26 protein-coding genes are annotated in these 26,814 nt (G+C 43.7%); 18 read left to right on the top strand and 8 right to left on the bottom strand.

The genetic code is table 11. The features are described from left to right. Positions 1–34: 34 nt before the first annotated feature. Together DQQ10_RS05025 and guaB are read right to left on the bottom strand one after the other, a co-directional pair. Positions 35–2,932 carry a T9SS type A sorting domain-containing protein gene (locus DQQ10_RS05025; protein ID WP_112745666.1) on the bottom strand — a complete coding sequence of 966 codons (2,898 nt, stop codon included), beginning with the start codon at positions 2,930–2,932 and terminating at the stop codon, positions 35–37. Between the two features lie 271 nt (positions 2,933–3,203). Next, entirely contained in the window at positions 3,204–4,676 is a 1,473-nt protein-coding gene (guaB, locus tag DQQ10_RS05020) for an IMP dehydrogenase (RefSeq protein WP_112745665.1), read from the bottom strand. 181 nt (positions 4,677–4,857) lie between these two features. Between guaB and DQQ10_RS05015 the strand changes: the two genes are divergently transcribed. The 8 genes from DQQ10_RS05015 to DQQ10_RS04980 all read left to right on the top strand — a co-directional run bounded on the left by DQQ10_RS05015 (position 4,858) and on the right by DQQ10_RS04980 (position 12,911). After that, positions 4,858–5,538 (top strand): septal ring lytic transglycosylase RlpA family protein, encoded by a 681-nt coding sequence (locus DQQ10_RS05015; RefSeq protein ID WP_112745780.1) that lies wholly within the window; start codon positions 4,858–4,860, stop codon positions 5,536–5,538. A 97-nt stretch (positions 5,539–5,635) separates the two neighbouring features. Next, on the top strand, positions 5,636–6,421 hold the full coding sequence (locus DQQ10_RS05010; RefSeq protein ID WP_112745664.1) for a sulfite exporter TauE/SafE family protein: 786 nt from the start codon (positions 5,636–5,638) through the stop codon (positions 6,419–6,421). A gap of 132 nt (positions 6,422–6,553) precedes the next feature. Next, complete coding sequence (locus DQQ10_RS05005; protein WP_112745663.1) at positions 6,554–8,320, top strand: GAF domain-containing protein; 1,767 nt, start codon at positions 6,554–6,556, stop codon at positions 8,318–8,320. Between the two features lie 12 nt (positions 8,321–8,332). Continuing rightward, positions 8,333–8,758 (top strand): DoxX family protein, encoded by a 426-nt coding sequence (locus tag DQQ10_RS05000; RefSeq protein ID WP_112745662.1) that lies wholly within the window; start codon positions 8,333–8,335, stop codon positions 8,756–8,758. 173 nt (positions 8,759–8,931) lie between these two features. Then, positions 8,932–10,206: a Glu/Leu/Phe/Val family dehydrogenase gene (locus DQQ10_RS04995; protein WP_112745661.1), complete on the top strand. Its 1,275-nt coding sequence runs from the start codon at positions 8,932–8,934 to the stop codon at positions 10,204–10,206. Between the two features lie 84 nt (positions 10,207–10,290). Continuing rightward, positions 10,291–10,950 carry a phosphatidylserine decarboxylase family protein gene (locus DQQ10_RS04990; protein ID WP_112745660.1) on the top strand — a complete coding sequence of 220 codons (660 nt, stop codon included), beginning with the start codon at positions 10,291–10,293 and terminating at the stop codon, positions 10,948–10,950. A gap of 139 nt (positions 10,951–11,089) precedes the next feature. Continuing rightward, positions 11,090–12,199 (top strand): fatty acid desaturase family protein, encoded by a 1,110-nt coding sequence (locus DQQ10_RS04985; RefSeq protein ID WP_112745659.1) that lies wholly within the window; start codon positions 11,090–11,092, stop codon positions 12,197–12,199. 22 nt (positions 12,200–12,221) lie between these two features. Further along, positions 12,222–12,911, top strand: coding sequence for an alpha/beta fold hydrolase (locus DQQ10_RS04980; RefSeq protein WP_112745658.1), 690 nt, complete (start codon positions 12,222–12,224; stop codon positions 12,909–12,911). Here DQQ10_RS04980 and DQQ10_RS04975 read toward each other — a convergent pair. The 4 genes from DQQ10_RS04975 to DQQ10_RS04960 all read right to left on the bottom strand — a co-directional run bounded on the left by DQQ10_RS04975 (position 12,908) and on the right by DQQ10_RS04960 (position 17,038). Next, positions 12,908–14,800 carry an STN and carboxypeptidase regulatory-like domain-containing protein gene (locus DQQ10_RS04975; RefSeq protein WP_133259533.1) on the bottom strand — a complete coding sequence of 631 codons (1,893 nt, stop codon included), beginning with the start codon at positions 14,798–14,800 and terminating at the stop codon, positions 12,908–12,910. The genes DQQ10_RS04980 and DQQ10_RS04975 overlap by 4 nt on opposite strands. After that, positions 14,766–15,764 carry a FecR family protein gene (locus DQQ10_RS04970; RefSeq protein WP_112745656.1) on the bottom strand — a complete coding sequence of 333 codons (999 nt, stop codon included), beginning with the start codon at positions 15,762–15,764 and terminating at the stop codon, positions 14,766–14,768. Before DQQ10_RS04970 ends, DQQ10_RS04975 begins: the two co-directional genes overlap by 35 nt. A gap of 9 nt (positions 15,765–15,773) precedes the next feature. Then, positions 15,774–16,349: an RNA polymerase sigma-70 factor gene (locus tag DQQ10_RS04965; protein ID WP_112745655.1), complete on the bottom strand. Its 576-nt coding sequence runs from the start codon at positions 16,347–16,349 to the stop codon at positions 15,774–15,776. 95 nt (positions 16,350–16,444) lie between these two features. Next, on the bottom strand, positions 16,445–17,038 hold the full coding sequence (locus DQQ10_RS04960) for a hypothetical protein (RefSeq protein ID WP_112745654.1): 594 nt from the start codon (positions 17,036–17,038) through the stop codon (positions 16,445–16,447). Positions 17,039–17,123: 85 nt separating this feature from the next. Here DQQ10_RS04960 and DQQ10_RS04955 point away from each other — a divergent pair, with 85 nt between their 5' ends. Further along, complete coding sequence (locus DQQ10_RS04955) at positions 17,124–17,732, top strand: DUF4254 domain-containing protein (protein ID WP_112745653.1); 609 nt, start codon at positions 17,124–17,126, stop codon at positions 17,730–17,732. Between the two features lie 5 nt (positions 17,733–17,737). Continuing rightward, on the top strand, positions 17,738–18,793 hold the full coding sequence (locus tag DQQ10_RS04950) for a glycosyltransferase family 9 protein (protein ID WP_133259532.1): 1,056 nt from the start codon (positions 17,738–17,740) through the stop codon (positions 18,791–18,793). 13 nt (positions 18,794–18,806) lie between these two features. Here the strand turns inward: DQQ10_RS04950 and DQQ10_RS04945 are convergent, their stop codons facing one another. Together DQQ10_RS04945 and upp are read right to left on the bottom strand one after the other, a co-directional pair. Further along, a complete protein-coding gene (locus DQQ10_RS04945) occupies positions 18,807–19,301 on the bottom strand; it encodes a hypothetical protein (protein ID WP_112745651.1) in 495 nt (164 codons plus the stop codon). A gap of 55 nt (positions 19,302–19,356) precedes the next feature. Beyond that, positions 19,357–20,001, bottom strand: coding sequence for a uracil phosphoribosyltransferase (gene upp, locus DQQ10_RS04940; RefSeq protein WP_112745650.1), 645 nt, complete (start codon positions 19,999–20,001; stop codon positions 19,357–19,359). Positions 20,002–20,083: 82 nt separating this feature from the next. Here upp and DQQ10_RS04935 point away from each other — a divergent pair, with 82 nt between their 5' ends. The 8 genes from DQQ10_RS04935 (at position 20,084) to DQQ10_RS04900 (ending at position 26,760) form a co-directional block, all read left to right on the top strand. After that, positions 20,084–20,995, top strand: coding sequence for a M20/M25/M40 family metallo-hydrolase (locus DQQ10_RS04935; protein ID WP_112745779.1), 912 nt, complete (start codon positions 20,084–20,086; stop codon positions 20,993–20,995). 46 nt (positions 20,996–21,041) lie between these two features. Beyond that, entirely contained in the window at positions 21,042–21,623 is a 582-nt protein-coding gene (locus DQQ10_RS04930; RefSeq protein ID WP_112745649.1) for a DUF1287 domain-containing protein, read from the top strand. 90 nt (positions 21,624–21,713) lie between these two features. Further along, positions 21,714–22,241, top strand: coding sequence for a hypoxanthine phosphoribosyltransferase (gene hpt / locus DQQ10_RS04925; protein WP_112745648.1), 528 nt, complete (start codon positions 21,714–21,716; stop codon positions 22,239–22,241). 73 nt (positions 22,242–22,314) lie between these two features. Then, positions 22,315–22,899, top strand: a complete 585-nt coding sequence (locus DQQ10_RS04920) for an adenylate kinase (protein WP_112745647.1) — start codon at positions 22,315–22,317, stop codon at positions 22,897–22,899. An 11-nt stretch (positions 22,900–22,910) separates the two neighbouring features. Beyond that, on the top strand, positions 22,911–23,903 hold the full coding sequence (obgE, locus tag DQQ10_RS04915) for a GTPase ObgE (protein ID WP_112745646.1): 993 nt from the start codon (positions 22,911–22,913) through the stop codon (positions 23,901–23,903). Positions 23,904–24,014: 111 nt separating this feature from the next. Continuing rightward, the gene (locus DQQ10_RS04910; RefSeq protein ID WP_112745645.1) at positions 24,015–24,578 is read left to right on the top strand and encodes a nucleotide exchange factor GrpE; all 564 of its coding nucleotides are present in this window, start codon (positions 24,015–24,017) and stop codon (positions 24,576–24,578) included. Between the two features lie 26 nt (positions 24,579–24,604). Next, a complete protein-coding gene (dnaJ, locus tag DQQ10_RS04905; RefSeq protein WP_112745644.1) occupies positions 24,605–25,726 on the top strand; it encodes a molecular chaperone DnaJ in 1,122 nt (373 codons plus the stop codon). A gap of 71 nt (positions 25,727–25,797) precedes the next feature. Then, entirely contained in the window at positions 25,798–26,760 is a 963-nt protein-coding gene (locus tag DQQ10_RS04900) for a DUF4097 family beta strand repeat-containing protein (protein ID WP_165823795.1), read from the top strand. Positions 26,761–26,814 lie beyond the last annotated feature (54 nt).

Here is a 26,814-nt window from a genome sequence, read left to right as displayed (position 1 = left end):
ATTGGCCTACAATTATAGGAATAATCAGCTAAAATTATTCAATCACAAATTTCCTAAGAAGCCCAGATTCTTTGCCGATACGCAAGAAATATAGTCCCGCGGGCAATCCACTGGGGAGCTCTACTTCATATTTTATCTGTCCTGGGGTTGAGATAAGGGTGCCTTGGTAAATAGGCGCACCGTGCGCACTGAGTACAGTAACCGGGAAACCCATGGTTGGTTTCGGTTCTATTAGTTCGAAGGACAGCACATTGTTTTTAACAGGATTAGGATATATCGTTAATGAAAGCTCCGTTGGAATTTCAGGATTAAAAGTTATTAACCTGACCTCGGAATAGGTTACCGTTCCATCGAAGTCAATTTGTTTGAGGCGATAGTAGGAATTACCAACGATCGGCTCGCGGTCAGTTAGTTCATAAGTATACGGATTGTTTGTTGTGCCTTGTCCATCACGTGTGCCGATCGGTGCAAACTCTTCAGCATTCACAGCGCGCTCTACGACGAACTGCTTGTTATTTAGTTCTGCTAACGTTTTCCATTGTAAACGAACATGATCAGATGCGAGACTGGCTGTGAAGTAGTCTAAAGTAATTGGTAGTGGGTTGTTGGGATAACTCAAAGAACCGAATGTGAAAGGGCTAAACGAAGAGAGTGTTGTGCTTGAAGTAACGCTACCCGTTGTGATTGGCAGTCCAGAGATAGCGGATTGCCCTTCGCTCACCCAATCAGTTCCATTATGATGTGCGACAACGAGATCGCCCGTCGTGATATCATCTATTTCACTGCGGGAAGCACTTTCCCAGAACAGCTGAACTTTGGCAGTAGTTGTTGTCGAGACACGGGTCAAATTCCAATATTCTTTGCCGCTTACATTCTCCATAGACCCATCTGTATCGTAAGATCCGTAAGGGGCATCGCTATACTGTGCTTCAAAAATTGGCGTACCACTTACAGTAACATAGTCAACACCTATCCTTGCCCATACATTGCCATCGCCAACAGGGAACACAAATGGATCGACGTTGTTTCCTACTTTTCGCATAGGGCCATCAACAAAACTGTTTGCATTTCCAGTCGTACTTGTACCCGTTGCCGTGATCGTGAGATAAGTGGTTGAAGTTGTCTGTATCTTACCGTTTGTCAGTGTTAGTATTCCTGACACGTTGGCTTTCGTTGCTGTCCCTGCATCAAATATGAGATAACCACTTTTAGCCACAGTCAATCCATAAAAGGTTTCGCCGTTTGCATTCGTAAATGTTTGATTGCTCGAACCATCAAAAATTACAGTACCCACACCTTCTGTAAATTGCCCATTATTGGTAATCGTAAAGTTGCCCGCAACATTCAGGTTAAATCCAACCGAATTGAAAGTCCCTACATCAACAGTGATATTTCCATTGACATCAGTATCGCCTGAGAGACGTTTTGTTCCCGCGTTTGCTATCGCCAAATGATAGTATGGGACTTGAACAATATATTGCGTACCTGCCGAGCCATTATATCTAAATGTATTTCCCGTGGCGCTACAGTTTAAGATACTTGACATGTCGGCGTCATACACGTTGCCGGGAACATAATTCCAATTCCAAGTACCTGTCGCTGAATTCGTGAAAACACTCCCTGCGTCGATACGCCTGACGTTACCACTTTGATTAATTGTTGCATTGTTTGTAATCGTTAGATCTCCGTCGTTTGCATTAACACCAGCAAGATTGAAGGTTCCGTTGTTGACAAGCTGATTTCCATTATAAGTATTTACTGCAATCGTAACTTCATTTCCGATGGTGAGTGTTCCTGAATTTGTGATACGATTGTTTTGATCATTAAATGTGACGCCGTTATTAATTGACATTAGCCCTGTATTATTGACAATTGAACCCGGCGATCCATTGCCGAAATTGATAATATCTTGGATGGTAGCCCCCGCACCGGTCATACTATTGTTGATAGTCGAAATGCCACTGAGTAGGATATCATCGGTGACCGTGAGTGATCCTGATCCGCTAATATTCAAAGTAGCGGGAGCCGTTACTTCAATGTCGCCCACCGTAAGGGATCCATTGATCACGATACTATTCGTAGCTTGGTAATCAAAGTTGATCTGATTGGCCGCACCGCTTGCTGTCACAGAACCTCCCGTGGCCACCGTCAAAGATCCTCCTCTCACAATATTTAACTCATTGCTTCCAGAAAAGTGCAAAACACCACCGCTAGACACGGTGACATTTACAACATCACCTAATCCGTTCACATCCACGGTATGCCCATTTCCAACAATAATGCTAGTTGTGTTGTCGGGCGTACAACCACACGATCCGGAACTATGCCCGCCGGTAGACCACGTCGTACCCGTAAGCCAACTTCCCGTGGCGCGTGAGTACAAAGTTCCAATTCGGGTTACAGTCACATCGTCAAATCGCATCTGCCTGTTCACGAAAAAAAATTGCCCGGGTGTGTTCTCCATCGCTCGCACCACAATGCGCAAACTCGTTCCAGAAACTACCACGCTGGCTTTCGCATCTACAGAATAGGAGCCACCATAAACTTCTCCAAATAGAATTTCCGGGCCACCATCTAGAACATAATACGCACGGACATAATCGCTTGCACTTGCATAGTATGTAACTAACGTTATATCAAGGCCAACAAGCCCAAGTCCATTGATATTGATACTGTTTGACTGCCACACACCCTCCGTACCCGAACCATTTATGGAGAACCGCTCATTGCCAAGAATACTTTGCTTTGAAAAACTTCCGGATCCGCCACTAGGTGTTGTGGTCACCGACCATGTTCCTCCAGGCGTTCCACTTGCAGTTCCATTCGTCGCACCATTAGCTTCTGCCGAAAAATCCTCGAAATAAACCACCGTTTGGCCGGCAGCAGCATGTGCTGTTATAAAAACAAAAGCAAATAGGAAATATCTTATCATATCAGTTAACAGTTTTAGCTATACAAAGAACCGATTGTTCACTTGGCTATGAGATATCATTTACCGCCAAACCCTACGCAAGTGAAAATTAACGCGCGTCCACCATTGGGACCTACGTGAAGTTACGCATTTCATGGTATATGCGCAGCAAAAACCAACAGTAAACGGGCAAGTATAAAAAATTGCAAAAAAATAAGCTCAGGCGTAGCGTAAAACACCTGAGCTTATTGCGTAAAAAGTGCGATTCTCACAAGGCGAACCGCAACCATTCTTATTTCCGACTATAGTTTGGTGCTTCTCGCGTAATACTTACATCGTGAGGATGGCTTTCGGTAACACCTGCGGAAGTTATTTTAACAAACTTCGCTTGTTTAAGCTTTTCAATATTTTTGGAACCGCAATAACCCATGCCAGCTTTTAAGCCACCGACTAATTGATAGATTACTTCTGAAACCAATCCTTTATAGGGAACGCGACCCGAGATACCTTCTGGCACCAGCTTCTTTACGTCGTCTTCTACATCCTGGAAGTAGCGGTCTTTTGAACCTACTTCCATCGCCTCAAGCGATCCCATGCCGCGATACGATTTGAATTTTCTTCCCTCGTAAATGATCACTTCTCCTGGAGCCTCCTCAGTGCCCGCCAACAGCGAACCAATCATGATGCTGTCAGCACCTGCGGCGATGGCCTTCACAATGTCTCCAGAAAACCGAATACCACCGTCGGCAATCACTTTTGTCTTCGAACCTTTGAGCGCCTTTGCGGCCTCATATACTGCCGATAATTGTGGAAGTCCTACACCCGCCACAACGCGTGTTGTACAAATACTACCAGGACCTACACCGACTTTAACGGCATCGGCACCAATTTTCGCCAATGCTTTTGCAGCCTCACCCGTCGCAATGTTTCCGATTACCAGATCCAATTCAGGATATTTTTTCTTCACACGTTTTGCAGCTTCCATAACACCTTTCGAATGTCCATGGGCTGTATCTATGCTAATCACATCAACACCTGCGATTTTCAACGCTTCGATGCGTTCTAAAATATCTGGCGTTACACCGACAGCGGCACCGACACGTAAACGACCAAATTTATCCTGGCAAGCATTAGGCTTGTTCTTCTTCTTCTGAATATCCTTAAACGTGATGAGGCCTGTTAGCTTACCTTTCTTATTGACGATCGGCAACTTTTCAATCTTATATTTCTTCAATGTTCCTTCAGCCTGATCGAGCGTAATTCCTTCTGGCGCCGTGATGAGGTTCTCACGCGTCATGATCCGCTCCACAGGGGCATTCATATCTTTCTGAAAGCGAAGATCTCTATTGGTGATGATGCCGACGAGCTTACCATTTTCATCTACAATTGGAATTCCACCAATTCTAAATTCGCGCATAATGTTTTCGGCATCTTGTACGGTAGAGTGAATGTTGAGCGTTACCGGATCGAGTATCAACCCGCTTTGTGAGCGCTTCACCTTACGAACTTGCTCCGCTTGCTGAGCGATCTTCATGTTCTTGTGAATAAATCCCAAGCCTCCCTCTAACGCCATACCAATGGCAAGTTCGGCCTCAGTTACCGTGTCCATCGCAGCGGAAACGATCGGAATGTTCAATTGAATATTTTCAGTAAGCTTGCTCGCTGTACTTGTTTCGCGTGGAAGGATGTCAGAGTACGCTGGAACGAGAAGCACGTCATCGTATGTGAGCGCTTCAAAAAGGAACTTAGAATTATCGAGTGGCATGGCAAATAATATTAGGATTCATTATTTGCCGGGCAAAGGTAACCTAAAATCCTGATTTGCCAAGGTATCCCGAATATCATTTAACATGCGTATTGTTTTTCTTTCGCGTGATTTTCCATCCGATAGATTTTATTCTGAAATTCCCGCTGTCCGTCTATTTTTGAAACCCAAACCGAACTACATGAAGAATTTATTTTTTATCCCATTCCTTTTTCTGGTTACGATTGCATCAGCGCAAGTGCAAACAGGAAAGGCTTCCTTTTACGCCGACAAATTTGATGGACACCCTACCGCTAGTGGCGAAAAGTATCGTCATAATAAGTTAACCGGCGCACACAAGTCTCTCCCTTTCGGCACAAAAGTTAAAGTGACGAACCTTGCCAACAACGAAAGTGTTGAAGTGATCATCAATGACCGCGGGCCGTACGTGGATGGGAGGATTATTGACGTTTCAAAATCAGCTGCTGAAAAACTTGGCTTTATCAATCAGGGATTAGCCGATGTTAAGTTGGAAGTTGTGGATCCAGGCGACGGCAAGGCCAGCGATCCTGGAAGACCGATCGAACATGTTGCCGTAGATGAAAATGAATTCTACGAATTTGAAATTTCACGCCTGAAGCCGAAAGGTTATGGTATTCAAATCGGAACGTATCAAGAACTTGTAAACCTGATGCGCCTCGCCGATAACCTCAAGAGTTCCTACAAAAAAGATGTAACTGTTCAAGTCAAGGTTATAAATGGTATAAAGTACTATGGGTTGATTCTCGGCAAATTTCCATCGCGTCCGAAGGCTGAACAATTTCGCGAAGAGCTGAAGAAAAAATTCCCTGATGCATTTATCGTAGAATTCAATCGCCTCTAAAAATTCATCGATAACATTCCTTTTTAAAATTTCTTTTTAGAAGAAAAAATCTTCCTTTGCAAAAGCGACTTCTTCCATCAGGAGGCCGCTTTTGTCTATGGAATTAATTGGGTATTGCGCGGCGATGTTGATTGGACTTGTACTCGGTTTGCTCGGCAGCGGAGGTTCAATTCTCTCGATTCCTATCCTCGTTTATCTTTTTCAGATGGATGTTGTGATCGCGTCCGCATACTCTCTATTCATTGTGGGCGTAACAAGTTTTGTCGGTGCCATTCCAAAATACAAAGAGCATCTGGTGAAAGTGCAAACAGGATTTTATTTCAGCATACCATCGATCATCAGCATATTCATTACACGCAAATGGGTTGTGCCTGCAATCCCGGAAATCGTTTTTCAAATTGGTGAGTTCATCATCACAAAACGAATTCTACTGCTCGGGTTATTTGCCGTCTTGATGATCATCGCATCCATCTCCATGATTCGTGGTCGAAAGCGTGAGGCAAATGAAGATCAAGATCCAAGGGTATTCCTCGTCGCGTTAGAAGGAATTCTCATCGGCTTTCTTAGCGGGTTGGTAGGTGCTGGTGGTGGCTTCCTCATCATTCCAGCATTAGTCATTCTCACGGGATTACCATTCAAAACTGCCGTGGGCACATCCTTGCTCATCATTGCAATCAACTCGTTAACTGGATTCTCAGCGGACATGCTGAACTACGATATCGATTGGCAATTTCTACTCACCATTACCACACTAGCCATCATTGGCATTTTGATTGGCAATCGACTGTCGAAAAAAATATCACAAACAAAACTGCGCACGGCATTCGGCTATTTTGTCTGCCTCGTGGGGTGTTGGATTTTAATCAAAGAACTTCTCCTCTAGCAACGTCAAGGCGACTTTAAAATGATTTTATACCGCCGCTGTAAAAGGCAACCGTTTCCTGCAAAAGAAATGATCACCACATGGAGTAGCGCATGGTTTTTTGTGTAATATGTGGTGATAACGCATTAACCTATGAAACCCGTCCTTTTCATTAGGCAGACGCCTTTCTTAAGGGTAAGGATGATCATTCTTACAACGCTTTCAGCACTCTTCGCCATCGTTTTCATCGCGCAACTTTCACAACGGTATGGCTGGCTGTCACTACACCAGGAGCTGCCATTGGTGATCTTGATAGAACTTTTGCCACTGTGCTTCATTTTGTACGTGTACTTCATCACACCAAGAGGCGCGCAACGTCATGAATCGGAGCAGAAACATGAACAGCTGATCACCGATATTGCTCAAACCATCGACAAGATTAAGTCAGGACAGTATAGTCGAGAACATGACCAAACCGGAAGTGATGTGATCGATGCATCGTTAAGGAATATCTACGACAAATTCCGCGCTGATGCAGATACTGAAAGAAATCGAAATTGGTCCAATGAAGGGCTTGCTCAGTTCCGTGAGATTATGGGTGCGCACACTTCTATCAAACCCATGTGCGAAGAACTGATTGGCAAACTCATCCGGTACCTCGGCGCAAACCAAGGCGGAATTTTTGTTGAAAATCAAACACAAGAACTGGAGATGGTTGCGTGTTATGCCTATGAACGTAAGAAATATCTAAACAAAATTATCTTGCCTGGCGAAGGTCTATTAGGACAATGTTTTCTTGAGCGTCAACGCATCTACATAACTAAAATTCCAGATAATTATATAAACATCACGTCTGGATTAGGATCCTCTAACCCGAAAAGCATTCTCATCGTACCACTCAAATTAAAAGATGAAATTGTGGGTGTGCTAGAAATTGCAAGCTTCAATCCATTTCCAGCCTATAGACTCGAGTTCGTAGACAGAGTTGCTGAGGCACTGGCACAAAGCATTTCGAGTATTCGTGTGAGTGAAGAAACAAAGGGTTTATTGGATAACGCTCTTCAACGCGAGGGCGAAATGAAAAGTCAGGAGGAACGCATGCGGCAAAGTATGGAAGAGCTGTATGTAACTCAGGAAGACATGCGCAAAATGAATTTAGAGATGGAAGACCTCTTTAAAGCCATCGACACGCTAACAGCAACAATGGAATTAAATCAAGCAGGAGAAATTACAAAGGTCAACGAGAGATTGCTTCAGACATTAAGCTTTACAGCGCAGGACTTGTACGGAAAGCTCTTGAAAAATTTCTTCGTCGCGACCGATGAGAACACGAAGAACTTTCCTTCGTTATGGCAAGACATTGTTCATGGAAGACCCGCGGAAAAAGTATTTCAAGTGCTAGACCCACAAAAAAATATTAAGTGGATCAGAATCGGTTTTTATCCACTACAAAGCTTGAGCGGAACACAACGTGTGATTTGCTTTCTCACCGACATTTCAGAAATTAAATCAAAAGAACTCGCATTGGATGCCCTTAATCAAAACATGGAAGCATTCCGCAAAATGTTAATCAGAATTTTGAATGAAATTCCGCTTAAGGTTTTCTTGAAGCAGTACAACGGAAAGTTCTTCGTGGTAAACGATGCGGTGTCGAGGTTTCATGGGTTTGACTCTCCCGAGGGCCTGATCGGGAAATCGGATTTCGACTTCTACGCACATGATGACGCCAAAGCCTGGCTAGAAGCGGAGCACCAAATTATTGCCAGTGGTCGAACAGAATATATTCACGAAGACAATGGACGAATTTTACAGACCGTAAAAATGCCATTCTTCATTGATCCACTAAACGAAACAGGACTGTTAGGATTTCAGGCCGATGTAACAGAATTAGAACAGCTGAGAAAGAAATCAAATTCGTAATTGTCACTTAGCATGCGCAAAAACATCGACACCATCTTTTACGAGTATAGTGGCTGGGGAAATTTATTGCTTCGCCTTCTGATAGGCTGGCGACTAATTGATGGCACTCAGGACAATGTATTCAGCTGGGCCCGCATGTTGGAGTTCCGAGATTTTCTCGCCGCGCATGACGTAGCAGCACCATTGCTTGCAGCGGTTGTTTCCGTCTACGCGCAGTTCATCCTTGGGATCATGTATCTATTGGGCGCCTATATTCGCTGGGCTGCCGTTGTAATGATTATAAACTTTATTGCTGCGCTGCTGATTGCACATATCGGCACAAGTTTTCAGGAGTCTTTTCAAGCTTTGACGATGCTGTTTGGCTCCATTTTCTTTTTGCTCAGCGGTGCAGGCAGAATTTCAGTTGACGAATGGCGCCTTCGGCAGAATAAAATTTAGGTAAAACAGATGCCTTACAAACTTTATCATGATGAGTATAGATCTCGCTCGTTTGTCGTATGGTCTGATCGTAATTATTTATCTTGCAACCGTTTTCGGAGACATTTTTAACCATTTTTTAACCATTTGCTCCGGAATAAAAATTTGTATCTTTTCGAATAACTCAAATGTCTATGGCATACATTGAACCTGCTCCATTAAAAGATAAAGAGAATCCATTTGAAGCGATGATGTCGCGCTTTAAAGTAGCATCTCAAATTTTAGGTCTTGAAGAAGAGATCTATAACGTACTTAAAAACCCTGCGCGCCAAGTGATTGTATCGCTTCCCGTTACAATGGATGACGGGACGATCAAAGTATTCGAAGGATACCGCGTAATTCACTCCACGATTCTAGGCCCGTCAAAAGGAGGTATACGTTTCGATATGGCCGTAAACTTAGATGAAGTGAAGGCACTCGCGGCGTGGATGACCTGGAAATGCGCAGTCGTTGACATTCCATACGGTGGTGCCAAAGGTGGCGTAGCATGTAATCCACGGGAGATGTCGGCCGGTGAGATTGAACGTCTCATGCGGGCTTACACGCAAGCGATGGCCGATGTGTTCGGACCAGATCAAGATATTCCTGCCCCCGACATGGGAACAGGTCCGCGCGAGATGGCGTGGCTGATGGACCAGTACTCACGTATTCAAGGGATGACCACCCATGCTGTGGTTACGGGTAAGCCGCTTGTAATGGGCGGATCTCTCGGTAGAACAGAAGCCACAGGCCGCGGTGTAATGGTGACAGCGATGGCCGCGATGGAAAAATTAAAGATCAATCCTTATAAGGCAACTTGCGCGGTGCAAGGATTTGGAAACGTGGGCTCTTGGGCTGCGCGACTTCTTCATGAGCGCGGACTGATCGTTCAAGCTGTGAGTGATCTTTCTGGCGCTTACTACAATGAAAAAGGAATCGAGATCGATAAAGCGGTACAGTATCGCGACAACAATAAAGGCTCCCTTGAAGGATTTGCTGGCGCAGAAAAAATCTCCAACGAAGATCTGCTTACACTCCCTGTAGATTTACTCGTTCCAGCTGCGACTGAAGATGTTATTAATTCTACCAATGCCCCGAACATCAAGGCTAAATTGATAGTAGAAGGTGCGAATGGTCCTACGTCCTCAAAGGCCGACAATGTCATCAATGAAAAAGGCATCATGGTAGTACCTGACATCCTCGCCAATGCTGGCGGTGTTACCGTATCATATTTTGAGTGGGTACAAAATCGCTTGGGTTACAAGTGGACTGCAGATCGCGTGAATAGACGAAGTGACCGGATCATGAAGGACGCCTTTAACAATGTCTACCGCGTGTCACAGGAATATAAGGTGCCCATGAGAATTGCTGCGTACATGGTGGCCATCGACAAAGTATCGAAGACCTATAAATTCAGGGGAGGATATTAATTCTTCCAATTATACTATACCTTTGCACAGCAAGTCGTTGAGGCTTGCTGTTTGCTTTTTTAAAACGAATCAAAAATTTTAGTCATGACCATTCACCGCGAAGGACGCACACTTCTTTTCGTTTTGTTAATTATTCTTTTTGCCCTCAACTGGGGTGTATTCTATTTGTTTCCGACAAGCCCTTACACTCAGAATGGTGTGATCTTCGCCAGTGTGCTTTTCTACCTGATCATTCTTCAATTTTTTAGAAATCCGATCTTCGACATCACCAAGCACGACAACCAAGTGCTCGCGCCTGCTGACGGCAAAGTTGTTGTGATTGAAGAAACGGAGGAGACAGAATATTTAAAAGGCAAACGTAAGCAGGTTTCCATTTTCATGTCGCCCGTGAATGTTCACGTGAATCGTATGCCTGTAGGTGGGAACATTAGTTTTTACAAATATCATCCAGGAAAATATTTAGTAGCGTGGCATCCCAAGTCAAGCACTGAAAATGAAAGAACGACAGTGGTTGTAAAGATGAAAAATGGCGTTGAGATCCTTTTCCGCCAGATCGCTGGAGCGCTTGCACGTCGAATTAAATGCTACGTGCAAGAAGGACAATCGCTCGAGCAAGGCCAAGAGTTCGGCTTTATTAAATTTGGATCGCGTGTTGATATTTACCTGCCGCTTGATGCCAAAGTCACTGTTAAAATTGGTGACATCACCAAAGGCGGACGTACAGTCATCGCTGAATTAAAGTAATCCATCTAGTAATAGTACATGCAGGGCAAAATAAGTGTCGCTAACACTCGTTATCGATTCATTATTGCCTAGCTTTAGAATCTGTTAGTCTAGGCATAAACTATCTGTCTGGACAAACTGATCCCTAAAACGCAATACGATGAAAGCCGCGAACCCTATTAAGTTTGCCTCTACGCAAATGGATTTTTTTACCACGCTCAATCAGCGTGTGAATGAATATTTCAAATCGAATGGAATTGCTAGACAAGCTAACGGTGAAATGTTCATCAAGACAGCGGCAATGTTCATCATCTACTTCACGCCATATTTCTTAATTCTTACTGAGACTGTAACGGGCACGTGGCCGCTTATCGGTCTTTGTGTGATGATGGGATTCGGCGTTGCTGGTATCGGGCTTTCGATCATGCACGATGCAAACCATGGCTCTTATTCTAACAAGCCTTGGGTAAACGATCTCCTTGGTTATTCTTTGAACGTTGTCGGCGGTAATGCTTTCAACTGGAAAGTTCAACACAACGTGCTTCACCACACCTACACGAATATTCACGATGTCGATGAGGATATTAGTCCACGTGGTATTCTTCGCATGACACCGTATGGTCCTTGGAAATTTTTTCACCGCTTCCAACATTTCTACGCATGGTTCTTTTATGGACTAATGACATTGGTGTGGGTCGTCGCCAAAGACTTCATTCGTCTCGGCAAATACGAAAAAGATGGATTGGTGAAAAAGCAGAAGACAACATTCGTGAAAGAGTGGTTGGTGATGGTGAGCAGCAAGATTCTTTATTTTGTATACATTTTGGTTATCCCAATGATGGTGCTCTCGATTACATGGGGGCAATGGCTCGTTGGTTTTCTGATCATGCATTATGTGGCAGGATTCATTCTTGCTGTGATATTCCAGCCTGCACACGTGATCGATGGAACAGAATATCCATTGCCTGACGAAGATGGCAAAATGGAAAATAGCTGGGCTATCCATCAACTGCACACAACAACTAATTTTGCTAACAAAAACACCATTCTTTCCTGGTACTGTGGCGGTTTGAACTTCCAAGTAGAACATCACTTGTTCCCAAACATTTGCCACGTTCACTACCGAAACATTTCACCTATCGTTGAAAAAACTGCGAAAGAGTTTGGCCTTCCGTATAAGTCGGCGCCTACATTTTTAAACGCGCTTTGGCTTCATGGCAAACTGTTAAAGGAACTCGGCAAGAAACCCGTTCTGCAAGTCGCACAATAGCTTTTCTTTTTTATTTTGAAGGATGAATCCAATCCTTCTTTTACATGGCGCCTTAGGAACGCGTGAGCAACTCGTGCCAATCGAGAGCGCTTTACAGCAATCAGGATACACAACGATGTCCTTGAATTTTTCTGGCCATGGGCAACAGCCATTTTCACAACATGGATTTCACGTTGATGTATTCGCAGAAGAAATCATGAGCTTTCTTAATCATCATGACTTATCTTTTGTCGATGTATTTGGCTATAGCATGGGCGGTTATGTGGCACTCACCGCTGCCGCGCAATGGCCAGCACGCTTTCGTAAAATAGTTACCCTTGGAACAAAGTTTGATTGGTCTCCGGTGGTTGCACAAGCCGAAGTTCAGAAGCTAGATCCTGAAAAAATCCTCACGAAAATTCCTCAGTTTGCAGACCTTCTTAAGCAACTGCACGGCGACAGTCATTGGAAACTTTTGCTAGAAGCAACCGCTAACATGATGTCGAAGCTTGGCAGTCGCCCTACACTTGATGAGAACACGCTTGGGGCAATTCAACAAGAGGTCCTTGTTCTTGCCGGCGATAAAGATAACATGGCACCCGCTAACGTAGCCGAGCAAGTTGCTCAACAAATTCCTTTCGGATCGTTTCAGCAATTGCCCAACACGCCTCACCCAATTGAGCGCGTAAATTTAGAAGCACTCATGCCCTTACTACGCAACTTCTTTGTTTAAAAAAAACGCAGCCCAACTTTAGCACCGAACCACATTTTCATAATGCGGTCATTGTCATAAGTATGTTCCTCAATGATGTCTGGCTTGAGGTTAGGGAAAATATCTGGGTATCCCTCGTAAGATGTTTCCTGTACGAGTGCGTTCACTGTGCAGCCTGCTGCTAGACCAAAATTTTTACTCACGCGCCACTCCCCGCCCACATACAATTTGTTTAAAAGATTCAAGGCATCAATGTTTCCGTCTGCAACGATTTGATTCGCCGTAACATCAATGTTTAAGTAGAATTTATTCGAAAGCCTTGGAGACGTTCCGACGCCATATCCAAAGGTCCAAACATTCACATCTTCCGAAAGTGTGTGCGGCTGAATACCTGCCGTAAGAATATTATAGAATTTTCTCACGCCGGTTCTGAATGACACATTGGTATAAAAAACCTCGTCGGCAGATATCTCGATCGCATGATAACCTCTGCCTACAATTGAGAGCAAGCCGATAGGCACGCCGTCAGTACTATCTGAAATATTAAATAAACCAATTTGCGTTCCTTTGAACTTTGTTGCGAAATTCAGCACACCAACTTGCGCACCTTTCATTCTTTTTCCGGCGAAATTCACGAGGCCAGAAACTTGCGCGCCTTCGTGATCACCCGCCGTAAAATTTAACATGCCAGCTACTTGTGCTCCCTTTACATTGGCCGCTGCAAAATTAAATAAGCCCGCTAGTTGTGCCGGGCCTGATGATTTGGTCGTAAAATTAAAAAGTCCTGCTACGTGCGGACCTCCTTGATTTCCAAAATTAATATTGCTTAGCCCGGCGACTCGCACATCATGCGAATCCTTGTAACCGAAATTTATCAGACCTGCTATCCCGACGGTCTCCGTTTCCGCCCAACTGAAATTGATCAACCCCGCCGTCTGTACTGCATGGGTTTTCCCTCGAACCGCGTTGAACAATCCGGCGGCTTGATAGCCCTCCACTTCGCCACCAACGGCGTTGAACAATCCGGCGAATTGAGCTCCTCTAACATTTCCGCGCACCGTGTTAAACATTCCACCGAACTCTATCATATTAACGCCGAGAGAATATCCGCCAATCATGTTGACAGAAAAATCGTTGATAACGTGACCACTCATGTTATGATTCGTTCCCACAAAAGGCACAAATGAAAATTGAAACTTACGATGAATGGAATCTTCAATGTTCTCGAACATGATAGCGCGCTGCGTCAGGGCTTTAGTGGTAAGCCAAAAGCGTTTCATTTTGTGACCGACACTATCTGCAAAAATTCCAAGTTTTTTCGATGCTAGTCGGATATCGATTAATCCGTTTTCAGAAGGAACATACACTAAGGTATCGGTGTAGTTATGCTTTCGAACGGCAAGCTTCACCTCTTTCGCATTCGGTACCTCAATTTGGAAATAACCATAATCATCGGTAATCGCAGATGCCAACGACACAGGATCATAAATACTTACGTTTTTCAACTTGTCGCCTGTCGCTTCATCAATCACATAACCGCTTACTTTTTGTTGATTAGATGCACCCTCCGCTTTTGTTAGAATAACATAATCCCCACGCGACTTATAATGAATTTGTCCCTTAAACATCTCGTCAAGAATTTGACGAACGGTCTTATTGATAAAATTCGCGTTAATTGGACGATCGATCTTTACAACGGAAGGGCTATACGAGAATGTAAGGCCGGCTTGTTGACCAATCTTTTTTAGCGCGCCATCAACGGTCTCATTATCAAAACTGATTGTAATGGTTCTTTCCAGTGGTGGCGGAGTCGCACGCTGACCGTATGTGCACCATGTTATCAGCGCAAAAACTAATGCACCGACAAATCTGATTTTACTCACAACCATCTCCATCGAGTAAGAATCCATCGCGGGTAACGGTCACCTTAAGATTAAGCGTCTCACCAATAATATTAGCGATTTCGTTTAGATCCTCGTTGTTAAACGAAACGGTGAGCAAGCAATTCTCTAGCTGAGACCCTATTGAAAGTTTCTTTTCGTACACATTGTTAAGCGCTTCAACAACATCGCCTAACCTTGCATCGCTAAAGCTGAAAAATTTCGTTTTATAAGCGAGTACGTTTGCTTGTGGTGGTTCCACCGTAAACGTTTTATCTTTCTTGTTGTAGACACCGCGCCCACCGGCTTGCAGATAGACACCTGGGTTATCTTTCGAATAAAATTGAACTTCTCCTTCTTCAACAACCACTTCAATGGTATTGGTATTTGGATAAGCCTTTACATTGAACGAAGTACCAATATCTTTGATAAAGATTCCCTCAGCCTCCACTAAAAATTTCTTATCGTCCTCGTGCTTTACATGAAAATACGCTTCGCCGCGAAGCTTTATACGGTGCGTTTTATCTTTCTTATCAAATGCATAATCGAGCTCGGTCAATTTATTGAGGAACACATTGCTTCCATCCGGGAGTGTATCGCTCTTCGTTTCTTTGGTGGACGACACTGCTACAACATTGGCCGGTTTATTTATGTCCATCATCTGATAGATACCGAATCCAATGCCTAATACAATCACGATGCTTGCTGCAATCTGTAAATAATGGAACGATCTTCTAGGATGAAGTTCGACAGTCTTCGTCGAACCCTCCTTCAACTTGCTGCGCATTTTAGACCATGCCGCATCGGTGTCAAAGTCTTGCCACTTTTGAATCGCTGGCGTTTTCTTGAAAATGAATTCAAGTTGCTGTAGATATTTCTTGTTGCTATCATCTGCAGCGGCCCAAGTATTAACCTGTGTGGCTTCTTCAGGCGAAGCTTCACCGGCAAGATACTTGCTAATCAGTTCATCAATATGTGTCGGTAGGTTGTTCAATTTCTTTTTTTAAATAAATCCATTCATCAGGATAATCAACATTGGTAGATACTCGCTGAGCTGATCACGCATGATTTTCAACGCCTTGCCCATTTGATTTTCGACTGTTTTAATCGATATATTCAGTTGTTCTGCAATCTCAGCGTATTTCAACTCCTCAAATCGACTAAGCTTAAATACCAGTCTACATTGCTCGGGAAGTTTCAACAGCGCCTCTTGAATTTTGTCCTCGAGTTCAGCGGCCATCACCGTTCGTGTAACCGATTCAACACTTCGTTCCGCAAATGCTATTTCACCTGCTGCATGCACCTGTTTAATCTTTTCATGCTTGATCACATTTAAGCATGCGTTGCGAACCATCGCATACAAATAGGGACGTACTGCAGTTCGTATTTCTAGTGCATCACGCTTCTCCCAAACCGACATGAACGTGGCTTGAACGATCTCTTCTGCTTCGTCGCGATCTTGCACGAAGGTATATGCATAGTTGCAGAGCGGCTGATAGTAATTCCGGAACAGCATTTCAAAAGCAGTTATATCGCCCGTTTTTAGCGCTGAGAGGTATTGCTGGTCCGTTAATTCCACTGCTTTGGGTTGATTTAACAGCGAAATTTACGGTTTTAGGGCGTTGAGGTTATGACAATTGAAAAAATCTTTACCCCTATTCCTGAAAAAAATAATTAATAAGCTTCTCCCACCCAGAAATCTTGGTCGCTCCTAACTTTTACTAACCCTTCATGAGGTTTTACAATGACCTGAGCATTAGACACTCGCAAAGCACCTTCAACCGTTATCGCCCCGGGACCCCCGCAATGGAGCATCAGCGTCGCGTCTCCTTCCATCCATTTTTCAAAATGCCGATTGCGAATCAGCGACCACTTAGCCTCCTTGTTTAACAACGAACATTGGAAGTTTAAATCTTGATGAGCTGTTGAGAAATCTGCGATCGATACGTCGGCCATAACATTCACAGCTGTACTCTCGCGCGTGCGAAGAAAATCAATGCCTACTTTGATAAAATCTTCCTGCATCCCATACGGAATGATCGCGATCGGATGTTGATGCGCGATTTTATCTGCTAAAGTGTCGTGATCATGGTTCGTGATCACCGCATCGATTTTTATCCCCCATATCAATACATCTTCTAAAGCCCCCTCCGACACAACAACCAACGGTGCCCATTCCAGCAATGGCTCGGCGGCATGATACGACAGTGCGTTTACAATAAACAGCGCGGGTTCTTGTCCTTCTTTGACAAAATGGTGTGATGACATTTGCGTGAATAATTTTATGACCGAACCACCAGACAAGGTGATCAAGTGCTGTCAAAATAACTAAATTGCGTCTTAAATATACAGTATGCTTTCAGCCAACGCCTGTTATTCAGTCTTTCAAAAAAGTATTGACGACTATCACCTCACCGATAACGTCGACACACCAATCAACAATCCATATCCTGCCGGAAGTTTTGAAGCGCTGCTCTATCTAAAAAATTGGATCGACACCGTGCAATGGCATTTAGAGGATATTATCCGATTACCAAACATAGATCCAGCAGAAGGAATTTTGATCAAACGTCGAATTGACAAATCCAATCAAGATCGCACCGATAAAGTGGAACAACTCGACGATTATTTTCTAGAGCAATTTAAAAACGTTGTCCCTAAACCGGGCACGCGAATAAACTCGGAAACACCAGCTTGGTTGATGGATCGAATGAGCATCCTCATGTTGAAAATTTATCACATGAAGGAGCAAACCCAACGAAAAGATGCCAGCGACGATCACTTGGAAAAGTGTCAATTAAAGCTAGCGGTGTTGCTTGAGCAACGTGAGGACATGAAGTTTGCTTTTGATGAGTTGATGGAAGACATTCGTAACGGCGAGAGAAGATTCAAAGTTTATCGTCAGATGAAGATGTATAACGATGCTTCTCTAAACCCGATGTTGTATAATCAAAAGAAGTGACCGTTTTGAAGAAGAAAATACTTATCCTTCGGTTCTCCGCGATGGGCGATGTGGCGCTGTTGGTGCCCGTAGTAAAATCGCTTACCGCTGCATACCCGAATGTGGAAGTCACCGTTGTAACCCGTCCTAAATTCGGACCGCTTTTTTTTGACCTTGAGCGTGTCAATGTTTTTCCCGCCGACGTAGATTATACTTACACAGGCATACTGGGTTTGCGTGACCTCTTCGGTAAATTACTTCGAAAAGGACCCTATGATGTGGTGTTAGACATGCACGATCATGTGCGTACAATCATGCTTCGAAGTTTATTCAAAATCTTCGGGTCGCGCGTCGTTACTTTCGAAAAAGGGAGAAGTGAAAAGAAAGCTTTTACCAGGAAAGAGAACAAGATCACAGCACCACTAACGCATACTGTCGAACGTTATCGCCAAGCCTTTGAAAAGGCAGGATATAACTTTGACATTACTTCACCGCCGTACCTCGCATTGAGCGAGTCCATTCAAAATGCGTCAGGATGGTTCGGCTATAAAAAATCTGCAGAGAACAGAAAATGGATTGGCGTTGCTCCATTCGCCGCACATAAAACAAAAATCTGGCCGTTAGAAAATTATCCACAACTTATCACTGAAGTGATCAAAGGTGGACCTGTTAAATTCTTTTTATTTGGTGGTGGCGACAAAGAAATAAAATTCTTTGAATCGCTGCGACAACAATTTCCTGAACATTGCGAAGTAATCGCGGGCCAGCTCAAACTGCGCCAAGAGATTGCGCTCATGCAGCATTTGGATCTGATGATCTGCGTTGACTCGTCCAATATGCATATGGCGGCGTTGAGTAATGTGCCTTTGCTTTCAATCTGGGGCGGCACACATCCCGATGTTGGATTCGGTCCGTTTGGAAGTTCACAACAAAACGTGCTGCAAATTCCCAGAGAAGAACTACCCTGTAGACCATGTTCTGTTTATGGAAAAGAAACGTGCTACATCGGAGATTTTCCATGCCTCAATCGCATCACGCCACAAATCGTTTCACAAAAAGTGTTATCGTTAATTGCCGGATAACAGATTAGCGTTTTTATAGCCCACGCCTGTCGAGTCCTTCTGGGAGTGTAAAGTATTGTGTTAAAATTGCAATGAGTTGATCTCCGGCCAGGTATATCGCCGCACTAAAAACCAGCGACCACAGCGCTGCGCTCACAAACATAAAAAAGATGATCCTGTTTTTGGGAGCACCAAAACTTACAGCCAGTATAGTTCCTCCAATTGGCGTTAGTAAAATTGGCGTTAACGCAGCGACGCCTACTAATCCATAACGCCTCCAAAATTTCACGAAATTTCTACGACGTTCCGAAAAGTTCTTGGTCTTCGTAACCACACGAGCAAGGATTTTATTCCTTAAGAATTCACCGAAATACGTGAACAACACTACCGCACCCATCATGCCAGCCACAGAAGTCAAAACCGTAGTCAATAAATTCAATCCAGCAATGTAACCGCCCAATGGACCAAAAATGAATTTGATCATTGTGAAGAAAAATATTGGAATCGCTTTTAAGAGTTCATCCCACATGCAACAAAAGTTATTCGTTCAGAAACGATTTAATGATCATAACGCTGATTCGAGATTATAGTTTGGCACCAAAACTTAGGTCACCGGCATCGCCAAGCCCGGGAACAATATAGGATTGTGCATTAAGCTTCTCATCGATAGCGTATGTCCATAATGAGTAAGACATTGGCATTTGCTCTGCTAAAAATTTTATTCCCTCAGGTGCTGCCACGAGTGAAGCAATGTGAATATTTGCTGGCTTCCCGCGCTTCATAATTTGATTCACGGAGTCAAGCAATGATTTACCGGTTGCTAACATAGGATCGATCAGGATTACTTCCCGCCCTGATGTGATGGGAGACGTAATGTAGTCGAATTTAATCTGCACCGTGTCCAAAGTTTCTCTTCGATAGGCGCCAATAAAACCGGCATCGGCACGGTCGAAAAAATTGATGAATCCCTGAAAGAACGGTAGCCCGGCCCGAAGGATCGTAATGAGAACAGGCTGTTCCTTCATCACGTTCACACGACATTTATCCAGCGGCGTATCGATGACTTTAGTTGTGTAGGTAAGCCGTTTTGAAATTTCAAACGACATAATCTCGCCAAGACGTTCAAGGTTCTTGCGAAATCTTAGCCTGTCCTGTTGTAACGCCTTGTCACGAAGTTCCATCAGGAATTGATTAGCAATCGAATTCTGCTCACTCAGATTAAAAACCATAGCTTATTTTTTTCTCTTGAAAATTTAAAATAAAGTTGCGGTTAGAACGCAATCATTTACAAAAATAACATGGCCCATGAGCATGAAACTGTTAAAGCAACTTTGTGAAGTCCACGCACCCTCAGGTAATGAAGGACCAATGAAAGATTTCTTATTGCGTTATATCCAAAAAGAAAAAAAGAAATGGAAAAATGCCCCAGAAATTTTTCACGGCGATGAGTTCCAAGATTGTATCATTCTAAAATTCGGCAAGCCGCGTACCGCCATTTTCGCACACATGGATAGCATCGGGTTTACGGTCCGATATCAAAATCAATTACTTCCCATCGGCAGCCCCGACCCGGAAGTAGGTACAATACTCGTCGGTCATGATAGCAAAGGTCTTATCGAGTGCACATTAGACTTTGATCGCGACAACCATGCGTTCTACAAGTTTGGCAGGACGATTGACCGCGGAACGGAACTCACCTATAAAGTTAACTTCCGAAACGGCAAGCAATTTATTGAATCTGCATATCTAGACGATCGTCTTGGCATCTACAATGCGCTTCGGGTAGCCGAGACGTTGAAGGACGGTGTTATCGTTTTTAGTTGCTGGGAAGAACATGGCGGAGGCGCCGTACCTTACCTGGCAAAATTTATTTACGAAAACTGGAAAGTTCGTCAAGCACTTATTTCCGACATAACCTGGGTCTCCGATGGTGTCGAACATGGCAAAGGTGTTGCAATCTCCATGCGAGATCGAAATATACCACGCCGCAGTTTCGTTAATAAGATCATCGCCATTGCAAAAAAGAGAAAAGTACGTTTTCAATTGGAAGTAGAAGGTATGGGGTCTAGCGATGGACGTGAATTACAAACTTCTCCTTATCCTTTCGATTGGTGTTTCGTGGGGGCACCTGAACAATATGCGCACACACCACACGAAAAAGTCCATAAAGATGATATCGATGCAATGATCGAGCTTTACCAATGGCTAATGAAAGACTTGTAAGCAGAGAGCGGAAAGCGGAAAGTAGAAAGCAGGAAAAAAATTAAATATGTCTCTTCGTTTTACCTGGCTATTTTTTTTCATCGTCTGTTCAACTTCAGTTCATGCGCAAACATTTACTGAAAAGTTATCTTCGGAAGCTTTGGCGTTAATCGACGACGACGTCGTTTACGATCCATCGTATTTCTCCATCCCGTATCCGAACGGCGATGTTCCTGCGAACAAAGGCGTATGCACTGATGTTGTGGTACGCGCCTATCGAAAGCTGGGTATTGATTTGCAAAAGGAAGTTCATCAAGACATGAAGGCGCACTTCAATGTGTATCCGAAGAAATGGGGATTAAAGGCAACAGACAAAAACATTGACCATCGACGAGTGCCCAACTTGATGACATTTTTTAGTCGCCACGGTAAAGTTTTAAAAATCTCAAAACAGAATGGAGATTATAGTCCCGGAGATATTGTCACTTGGGACCTTGGCGGTGGTATAACGCACATCGGCATTGTCGTAAATAAAAAATCAAGTGACCTACAGCGATGGCTTATCGTGCACAACATTGGCGGAGGTCAAGTACTTGCCGACTGCCTTTTCCAGTACACCATAACAGGTCATTATCGTTATCAAAAGTAGGAATTCAGGCGATACGATCGATTGCATGTTTTTTAGTCACATCGGATATGGTGAATTCTTATATCTTTGCGCTCCTTTTTGGGTTGATGCATGAAGATCAAAGATTTAACGTTCAAGCAATACATTAATAAGTCGGATATTCAAGGAAAGGTCAGGAGTTTGGGCGCGCAAATTAATGCAGACTATGCAGGTAGATCGCCCATCTTTCTTCCGATTTTGAATGGCTCGTTTATGTTTGCGAGTGATTTGATCAAACAAATTGATCTTTCGTGTCGTGTGTCATTCGTTAAACTCTCGTCTTATGCTGGCACCGCTTCCACCGGTCAGCTCAAGTCAATGATTGGAATTGAAGAAAGTTTATTCAACCAGGATATAATCATTATTGAAGACATCATTGACACCGGTGTCACGTTGCAAAAAATTGTAGAAGATTTAAAAAGCCTTGGAACACGCTCGGTTGAAATCGTCGCTTTACTGCGCAAGCAACACGCACGCGAAAAAGGCGTCGCTATAAAATATGTAGGCTTTGAGATCGAGAATGAGTTTGTCGTTGGCTATGGTCTTGATTATGATGGTCTTGGTCGAAATTTGAAAGAGATCTATCAGTTAAAAAATTAAAATTCATTCCTTATCTTCGTCAGCTTATTTAAAAGCCAAAAACTGTCAAATCACGAAAACTTACAAAATCGACATGGTTAACATCATCTTGTTTGGTCCTCCCGGTGCGGGTAAGGGAACGCAGAGCGCGAAACTTATCGAGAAATATTCGCTGACGCACATTTCTACTGGTGATCTTTTCAGAAAGCATTTGAAAGAAGGAACACCGCTTGGGAAACTAGCACAAGACTACATGTCGAAGGGCAACTTGGTTCCTGATCAAGTGGTCATTGATATGGTGGATGATAAGATCAAATCAAGCGGTGATGTTAAGGGAATTATTTTCGACGGTTTTCCCCGTACAACACCTCAGGCAGAAGCACTCGACAAATTGCTGAATTCTAAGAATACGCCCATCAAAATTCTTGTGGAACTTGTTGTTCCTGAAGATGAACTTCGCGTAAGGCTTGCAAAACGTGCAGCAAAAGAAAATCGCCCTGACGATGCCAAACCTGAAGTAATCGAAAACCGCATTTCCGTTTACAAAGCAGAAACAGCTGTTGTTGCCGACTACTATAAGACACACAACAAATATGCTTCTGTGATTGGTGTCGGCAGCGAACAAGATATATTCGACAACATCTGTCGCGAAATTGACAAAAGTCTTTTGACGAAATAACATTCATCACAGTGTCATCACCGAACTTCATCGACTACGTTAAATTCTGTTCACGCTCCGGACATGGTGGCGCAGGATGCCTCCATTTCCACCGTGAAAAATTTATTCAGAAAGGCGGGCCCGATGGTGGTGACGGCGGCCGTGGTGGACACATCATCCTACGCGGAAATGCTCAACTGTGGACACTCCTTCACTTAAAATATCGAAAACACGTCATCGCTACCAATGGTAATCCGGGTGAAGAACAAGATCGCACGGGAGCCGATGGCAAAGATGAAATTCTCGAAGTACCCCTTGGTACCGTAGCGCGTCAAGCTGAAACAGGTGAAGTCATTTGCGAAATCAACGAAGATGGACAAGAAGTAATCATCACACCTGGAGGTCGCGGAGGTAAAGGGAACGCATACTTTGCAACTTCGACACGTCAAGCGCCACAATTTGCGCAGCCTGGTGAACCTGGTGTTGAAGAGTGGATCATTCTCGAGCTAAAATTACTCGCGGATGTAGGTCTTGTAGGATTTCCGAACGCAGGAAAATCAACATTACTCTCTGTTGTTTCTGCCGCCAAACCAAAAATTGGTGACTATCCATTCACAACGTTAACGCCGAATCTAGGTGTGGTACAGTATCGCGATGATCGATCATTTGTTATGGCCGACATACCGGGCATTATTGAGGGTGCTGCAGAAGGTAGAGGACTTGGTATTCGGTTCCTTCGACACATTGAAAGAAATTCTCTGCTGCTATTTTTGATTCCAGCTGATGCCAAGGATATACAGAAAGAGTACGAGATATTGCTGAACGAACTACGAAAGTATAATCCGGAATTACTCGACAAAAAACGGATTCTCGCAATTTCTAAATCGGACATGCTCGACGACGAATTGAGGACAGAGATGCAACGCGAAGTGCCGACTGAGCTGCCTTCCGTATTCATTTCTTCCATTACGACACAAGGCATCCAACAACTGAAGGATTTGATCTGGAAAAACCTCCACGACTAAATACTGACATTGGCACGAAGAGACACGCCTTCAAAAGTGTCAGTTTGGCATTAAAATGCCTTTGGCAAAATTGTTGACATTTGGGGCTCTATTCAATTTTCAAGGATAACTATGGCAAATTCAGAAGAACAACTTCCTCAAGACGAGAACACTGCAGCTGTAAACACAGCGGAAACAGAAAACGCAGACAATGCGGCGGATACAACAGCAGCAGGGCAAGCAGTGGATGCTGAATTGACGAAGCTAAAGGGTGAAGTTGCTGAGCAAAAGGATAAATACATCCGTTTGTATTCCGAATTCGAAAACTTCCGTCGCAGAACAGGGAAAGAAAAATTGGAACTCATTCAATCTGCCAACGAACAACTTCTCGTGGCACTACTCCCAGTAGCAGACGACTTTGAGCGCGCAGAAAAGTCTTTCGCAAACAAAACCGATAAAGATCTCGAGGGATTCTTCCTGATTCATAACAAATTCAAGAAAGTACTCGACCAGCATCAAGTGAAAGTGATGGACGTTGGACAAGGCGCAGAATTCAACGCCGACCTCCACGAAGCAATCACACAAATTCCAGCGCCAAGCGAAGAACTTAAAGGCAAAGTGGTGGATGTTGTTGAGAAAGGTTATTTACTCAATGACAAAGTTATTCGCTTTGCAAAAGTTGTTGTAGGAAGCTAATCGCACGTCGCTAAATCCGCATTACCATGTCGAAGAAAAGAGATTACTACGAAATATTAGGTGTAAGCAAAACTGCAACGCCCGAAGAAATTAAGAAAGCTTACCGTAAGGTTGCTATCCAATTCCACCCTGATAAAAATCCTGGCAATAAGGAAGCGGAAGAAAAATTCAAGGAAGCTGCAGAGGCCTACGAAGTATTAAGCGATGCTGACAAACGCGCACGTTACGATCGATTTGGCCATAGCCAAGGTGGTAGCGGATTTGGCGGACACCATATGAACATGGATGATATCTTCAGCCAGTTTGGAGATATTTTCGGTGGCGGTAGTCCGTTCGACAGTTTCTTCGGTGGTGGCGGAGGAGGCCAGGGTGGTCGCCGTCAGCGGAAAGGTTCTAACCTGAGAATAAAACTCAAACTCTCATTGGAGGAAATTGCCAATGGCGTTGAGAAGAAAATAAAAGTCAATAGACTCATTCGTGCAGAAGGCGTAACCTTCAAAACATGTACAACCTGTAACGGCGCCGGACAACTTAGAAAAGTTGTCAATACGATGCTCGGTCAAATGGTTTCCGCTACGACCTGTTCATCATGCGACGGCTCTGGACAAATCATTGATAAAAAACCAGCTGGTGTCGACAATTCCGGATTGGTTTCCAAAGAAGAAATCATCGCGGTAAAAATTCCTGCCGGCGTTGCCGATGGTATGCAACTGTCTATGGGAGGAAAAGGAAACGAAGCCCCAGGTGGAGGCATTGCTGGCGATCTTTTAATCCTCATTGAAGAAACGGAGGACAAGGTTTTAAAACGCGACGGCAATAACCTGATCTATGATCTGTATATCAATTTTGTAGACGCTGCATTGGGTACGACAGCAGAAGTGCCATCCGTTGGTGGAAAGGTTAAAATTAAAATCGAAGCCGGCACACAGAGCGGAAAAGTATTAAGACTACGCGGTAAAGGATTGAAAGATGTGAGCGGCTACGAGACCGGCGATCAATTGATTTATGTGAACGTGTGGACGCCAAAAAAGCTTAGTTCAGAAGAAAAGGCTAAGCTGGAATCACTAAAAGATTCACCTAACTTTCAGCCACATCCTGATGCGAACGAAAAGGGCTTTTTTGAGCGAATGAAAGAGTATTTTAACTAGATCCGGGCGGCTTTTAAGGTTTAAACGAGGAGCAGTAACGTCCTCTGATACACCTCAATTAATTTAATTTCATGTTTAACCTTACACACTGTAACCTACAGTGTAACAGTGCGTATCTATTCTTCATGCAGAGTAAGTATTGGTTAACATGTTGCGGAATTGTGCTTGCGGGCACCGTATTCGGGCAAATTAAGAAGCAATTTACTGTTGAGGACAACCAATCCTGTCAAAATGTACTGCTTTGCGTCAAAGCAAACAGCGGCAATTGCTACATCAAGCCAAGCCAAAATCCTGAAGTTTTAAATGTTTTCAGCAACCAATCTGAAAATTCCTACGATCATAAATTTCGCCAAGAGCTAAAAGGGAAAACATTTGAGATCCGGCTTAATCTTGAAGAAAACCATTCTGAAGGGCTAAGTGAGTCTATTTCCACACGTTTTTTCGGATCTTCTGACAACGAAACTGTCGACAAGATTTGGAAAATGTATCTTACCAATGCGAAACCATATTTCCTCGAATTAGAATACGGTGTCGGTAATGCCAACGTAGATCTTTCGGGACTGGCCATCAAAAAACTCAAAATCAATACAGGAAGTGCAGACGTAAATGTCGGATATACTTCATCTTTAGAGAACCAGATCGACATGGATACATTCGTTGTGAAGGTTGATTTGGGTTCTATTAACGTAAAAAACATCAACCTTTCACGCACGCGTTTTGTGAAAGCCGACGTGGGTTTCGGTAATATGTCTTTAGATTTCAGCAATAAGCCACTCTTAAGCAATCGCGTAAAAGGAAGCGTAGGCGCGGGTAACCTTATCATTATTCTGCCGAACCAAGAGACGCCAGTTCTGGTTAAAATTCACGACTCATGGCTTTGCAGCGTAAAAATGCCTGCATCACTTGAAAAAATTTCAGAAAGCACGTTTGCAAATAAGGCCTACAAGGCCAATGCAAAGGATGCCAAGAATGCACTCACATTCGATTTAGATGTTTCCATGGGAAGCATCGTGTTTAAAGAATCCAATCCGTAAGCTTCAAATTAGTTTGTTTCAAGAGTAATTTCAGGGTATGTTTTGATACTAATA

The sequence above is a fragment of the Pseudochryseolinea flava genome (assembly GCF_003286915.1).
GTDB lineage: Bacteria > Bacteroidota > Bacteroidia > Cytophagales > Cyclobacteriaceae > Ohtaekwangia > Ohtaekwangia flava.
Note: the sequence above shows the minus strand (reverse complement) of the source record. Positions and strands in the feature narration are given on the sequence as shown.

Coding starts and splice junctions, on each gene's coding strand:
- DQQ10_RS04930 (WP_112745649.1), top strand. CDS start 21,042: ATGTCTCTTCGTTTTACCTGGCTATTTTTTTTCATCGTCTGTTCAACT.
- DQQ10_RS04995 (WP_112745661.1), top strand. CDS start 8,932: ATGGCATACATTGAACCTGCTCCATTAAAAGATAAAGAGAATCCATTT.
- DQQ10_RS04985 (WP_112745659.1), top strand. CDS start 11,090: ATGAAAGCCGCGAACCCTATTAAGTTTGCCTCTACGCAAATGGATTTT.
- DQQ10_RS04975 (WP_133259533.1), bottom strand. CDS start 14,800: ATGGATTCTTACTCGATGGAGATGGTTGTGAGTAAAATCAGATTTGTC.
- DQQ10_RS04910 (WP_112745645.1), top strand. CDS start 24,015: ATGGCAAATTCAGAAGAACAACTTCCTCAAGACGAGAACACTGCAGCT.
- DQQ10_RS04980 (WP_112745658.1), top strand. CDS start 12,222: ATGAATCCAATCCTTCTTTTACATGGCGCCTTAGGAACGCGTGAGCAA.
- DQQ10_RS04990 (WP_112745660.1), top strand. CDS start 10,291: ATGACCATTCACCGCGAAGGACGCACACTTCTTTTCGTTTTGTTAATT.
- DQQ10_RS04945 (WP_112745651.1), bottom strand. CDS start 19,301: ATGTGGGATGAACTCTTAAAAGCGATTCCAATATTTTTCTTCACAATG.
- DQQ10_RS04935 (WP_112745779.1), top strand. CDS start 20,084: ATGAAACTGTTAAAGCAACTTTGTGAAGTCCACGCACCCTCAGGTAAT.
- DQQ10_RS05010 (WP_112745664.1), top strand. CDS start 5,636: ATGGAATTAATTGGGTATTGCGCGGCGATGTTGATTGGACTTGTACTC.
- upp (WP_112745650.1), bottom strand. CDS start 20,001: ATGGTTTTTAATCTGAGTGAGCAGAATTCGATTGCTAATCAATTCCTG.
- DQQ10_RS05005 (WP_112745663.1), top strand. CDS start 6,554: ATGAAACCCGTCCTTTTCATTAGGCAGACGCCTTTCTTAAGGGTAAGG.
- guaB (WP_112745665.1), bottom strand. CDS start 4,676: ATGCCACTCGATAATTCTAAGTTCCTTTTTGAAGCGCTCACATACGAT.
- DQQ10_RS04920 (WP_112745647.1), top strand. CDS start 22,315: ATGGTTAACATCATCTTGTTTGGTCCTCCCGGTGCGGGTAAGGGAACG.
- DQQ10_RS04900 (WP_165823795.1), top strand. CDS start 25,798: ATGTTTAACCTTACACACTGTAACCTACAGTGTAACAGTGCGTATCTA.
- DQQ10_RS05015 (WP_112745780.1), top strand. CDS start 4,858: ATGAAGAATTTATTTTTTATCCCATTCCTTTTTCTGGTTACGATTGCA.
- hpt (WP_112745648.1), top strand. CDS start 21,714: ATGAAGATCAAAGATTTAACGTTCAAGCAATACATTAATAAGTCGGAT.
- DQQ10_RS05000 (WP_112745662.1), top strand. CDS start 8,333: ATGCGCAAAAACATCGACACCATCTTTTACGAGTATAGTGGCTGGGGA.
- DQQ10_RS04960 (WP_112745654.1), bottom strand. CDS start 17,038: ATGTCATCACACCATTTTGTCAAAGAAGGACAAGAACCCGCGCTGTTT.
- DQQ10_RS05025 (WP_112745666.1), bottom strand. CDS start 2,932: ATGATAAGATATTTCCTATTTGCTTTTGTTTTTATAACAGCACATGCT.
- dnaJ (WP_112745644.1), top strand. CDS start 24,605: ATGTCGAAGAAAAGAGATTACTACGAAATATTAGGTGTAAGCAAAACT.
- DQQ10_RS04955 (WP_112745653.1), top strand. CDS start 17,124: ATGCTTTCAGCCAACGCCTGTTATTCAGTCTTTCAAAAAAGTATTGAC.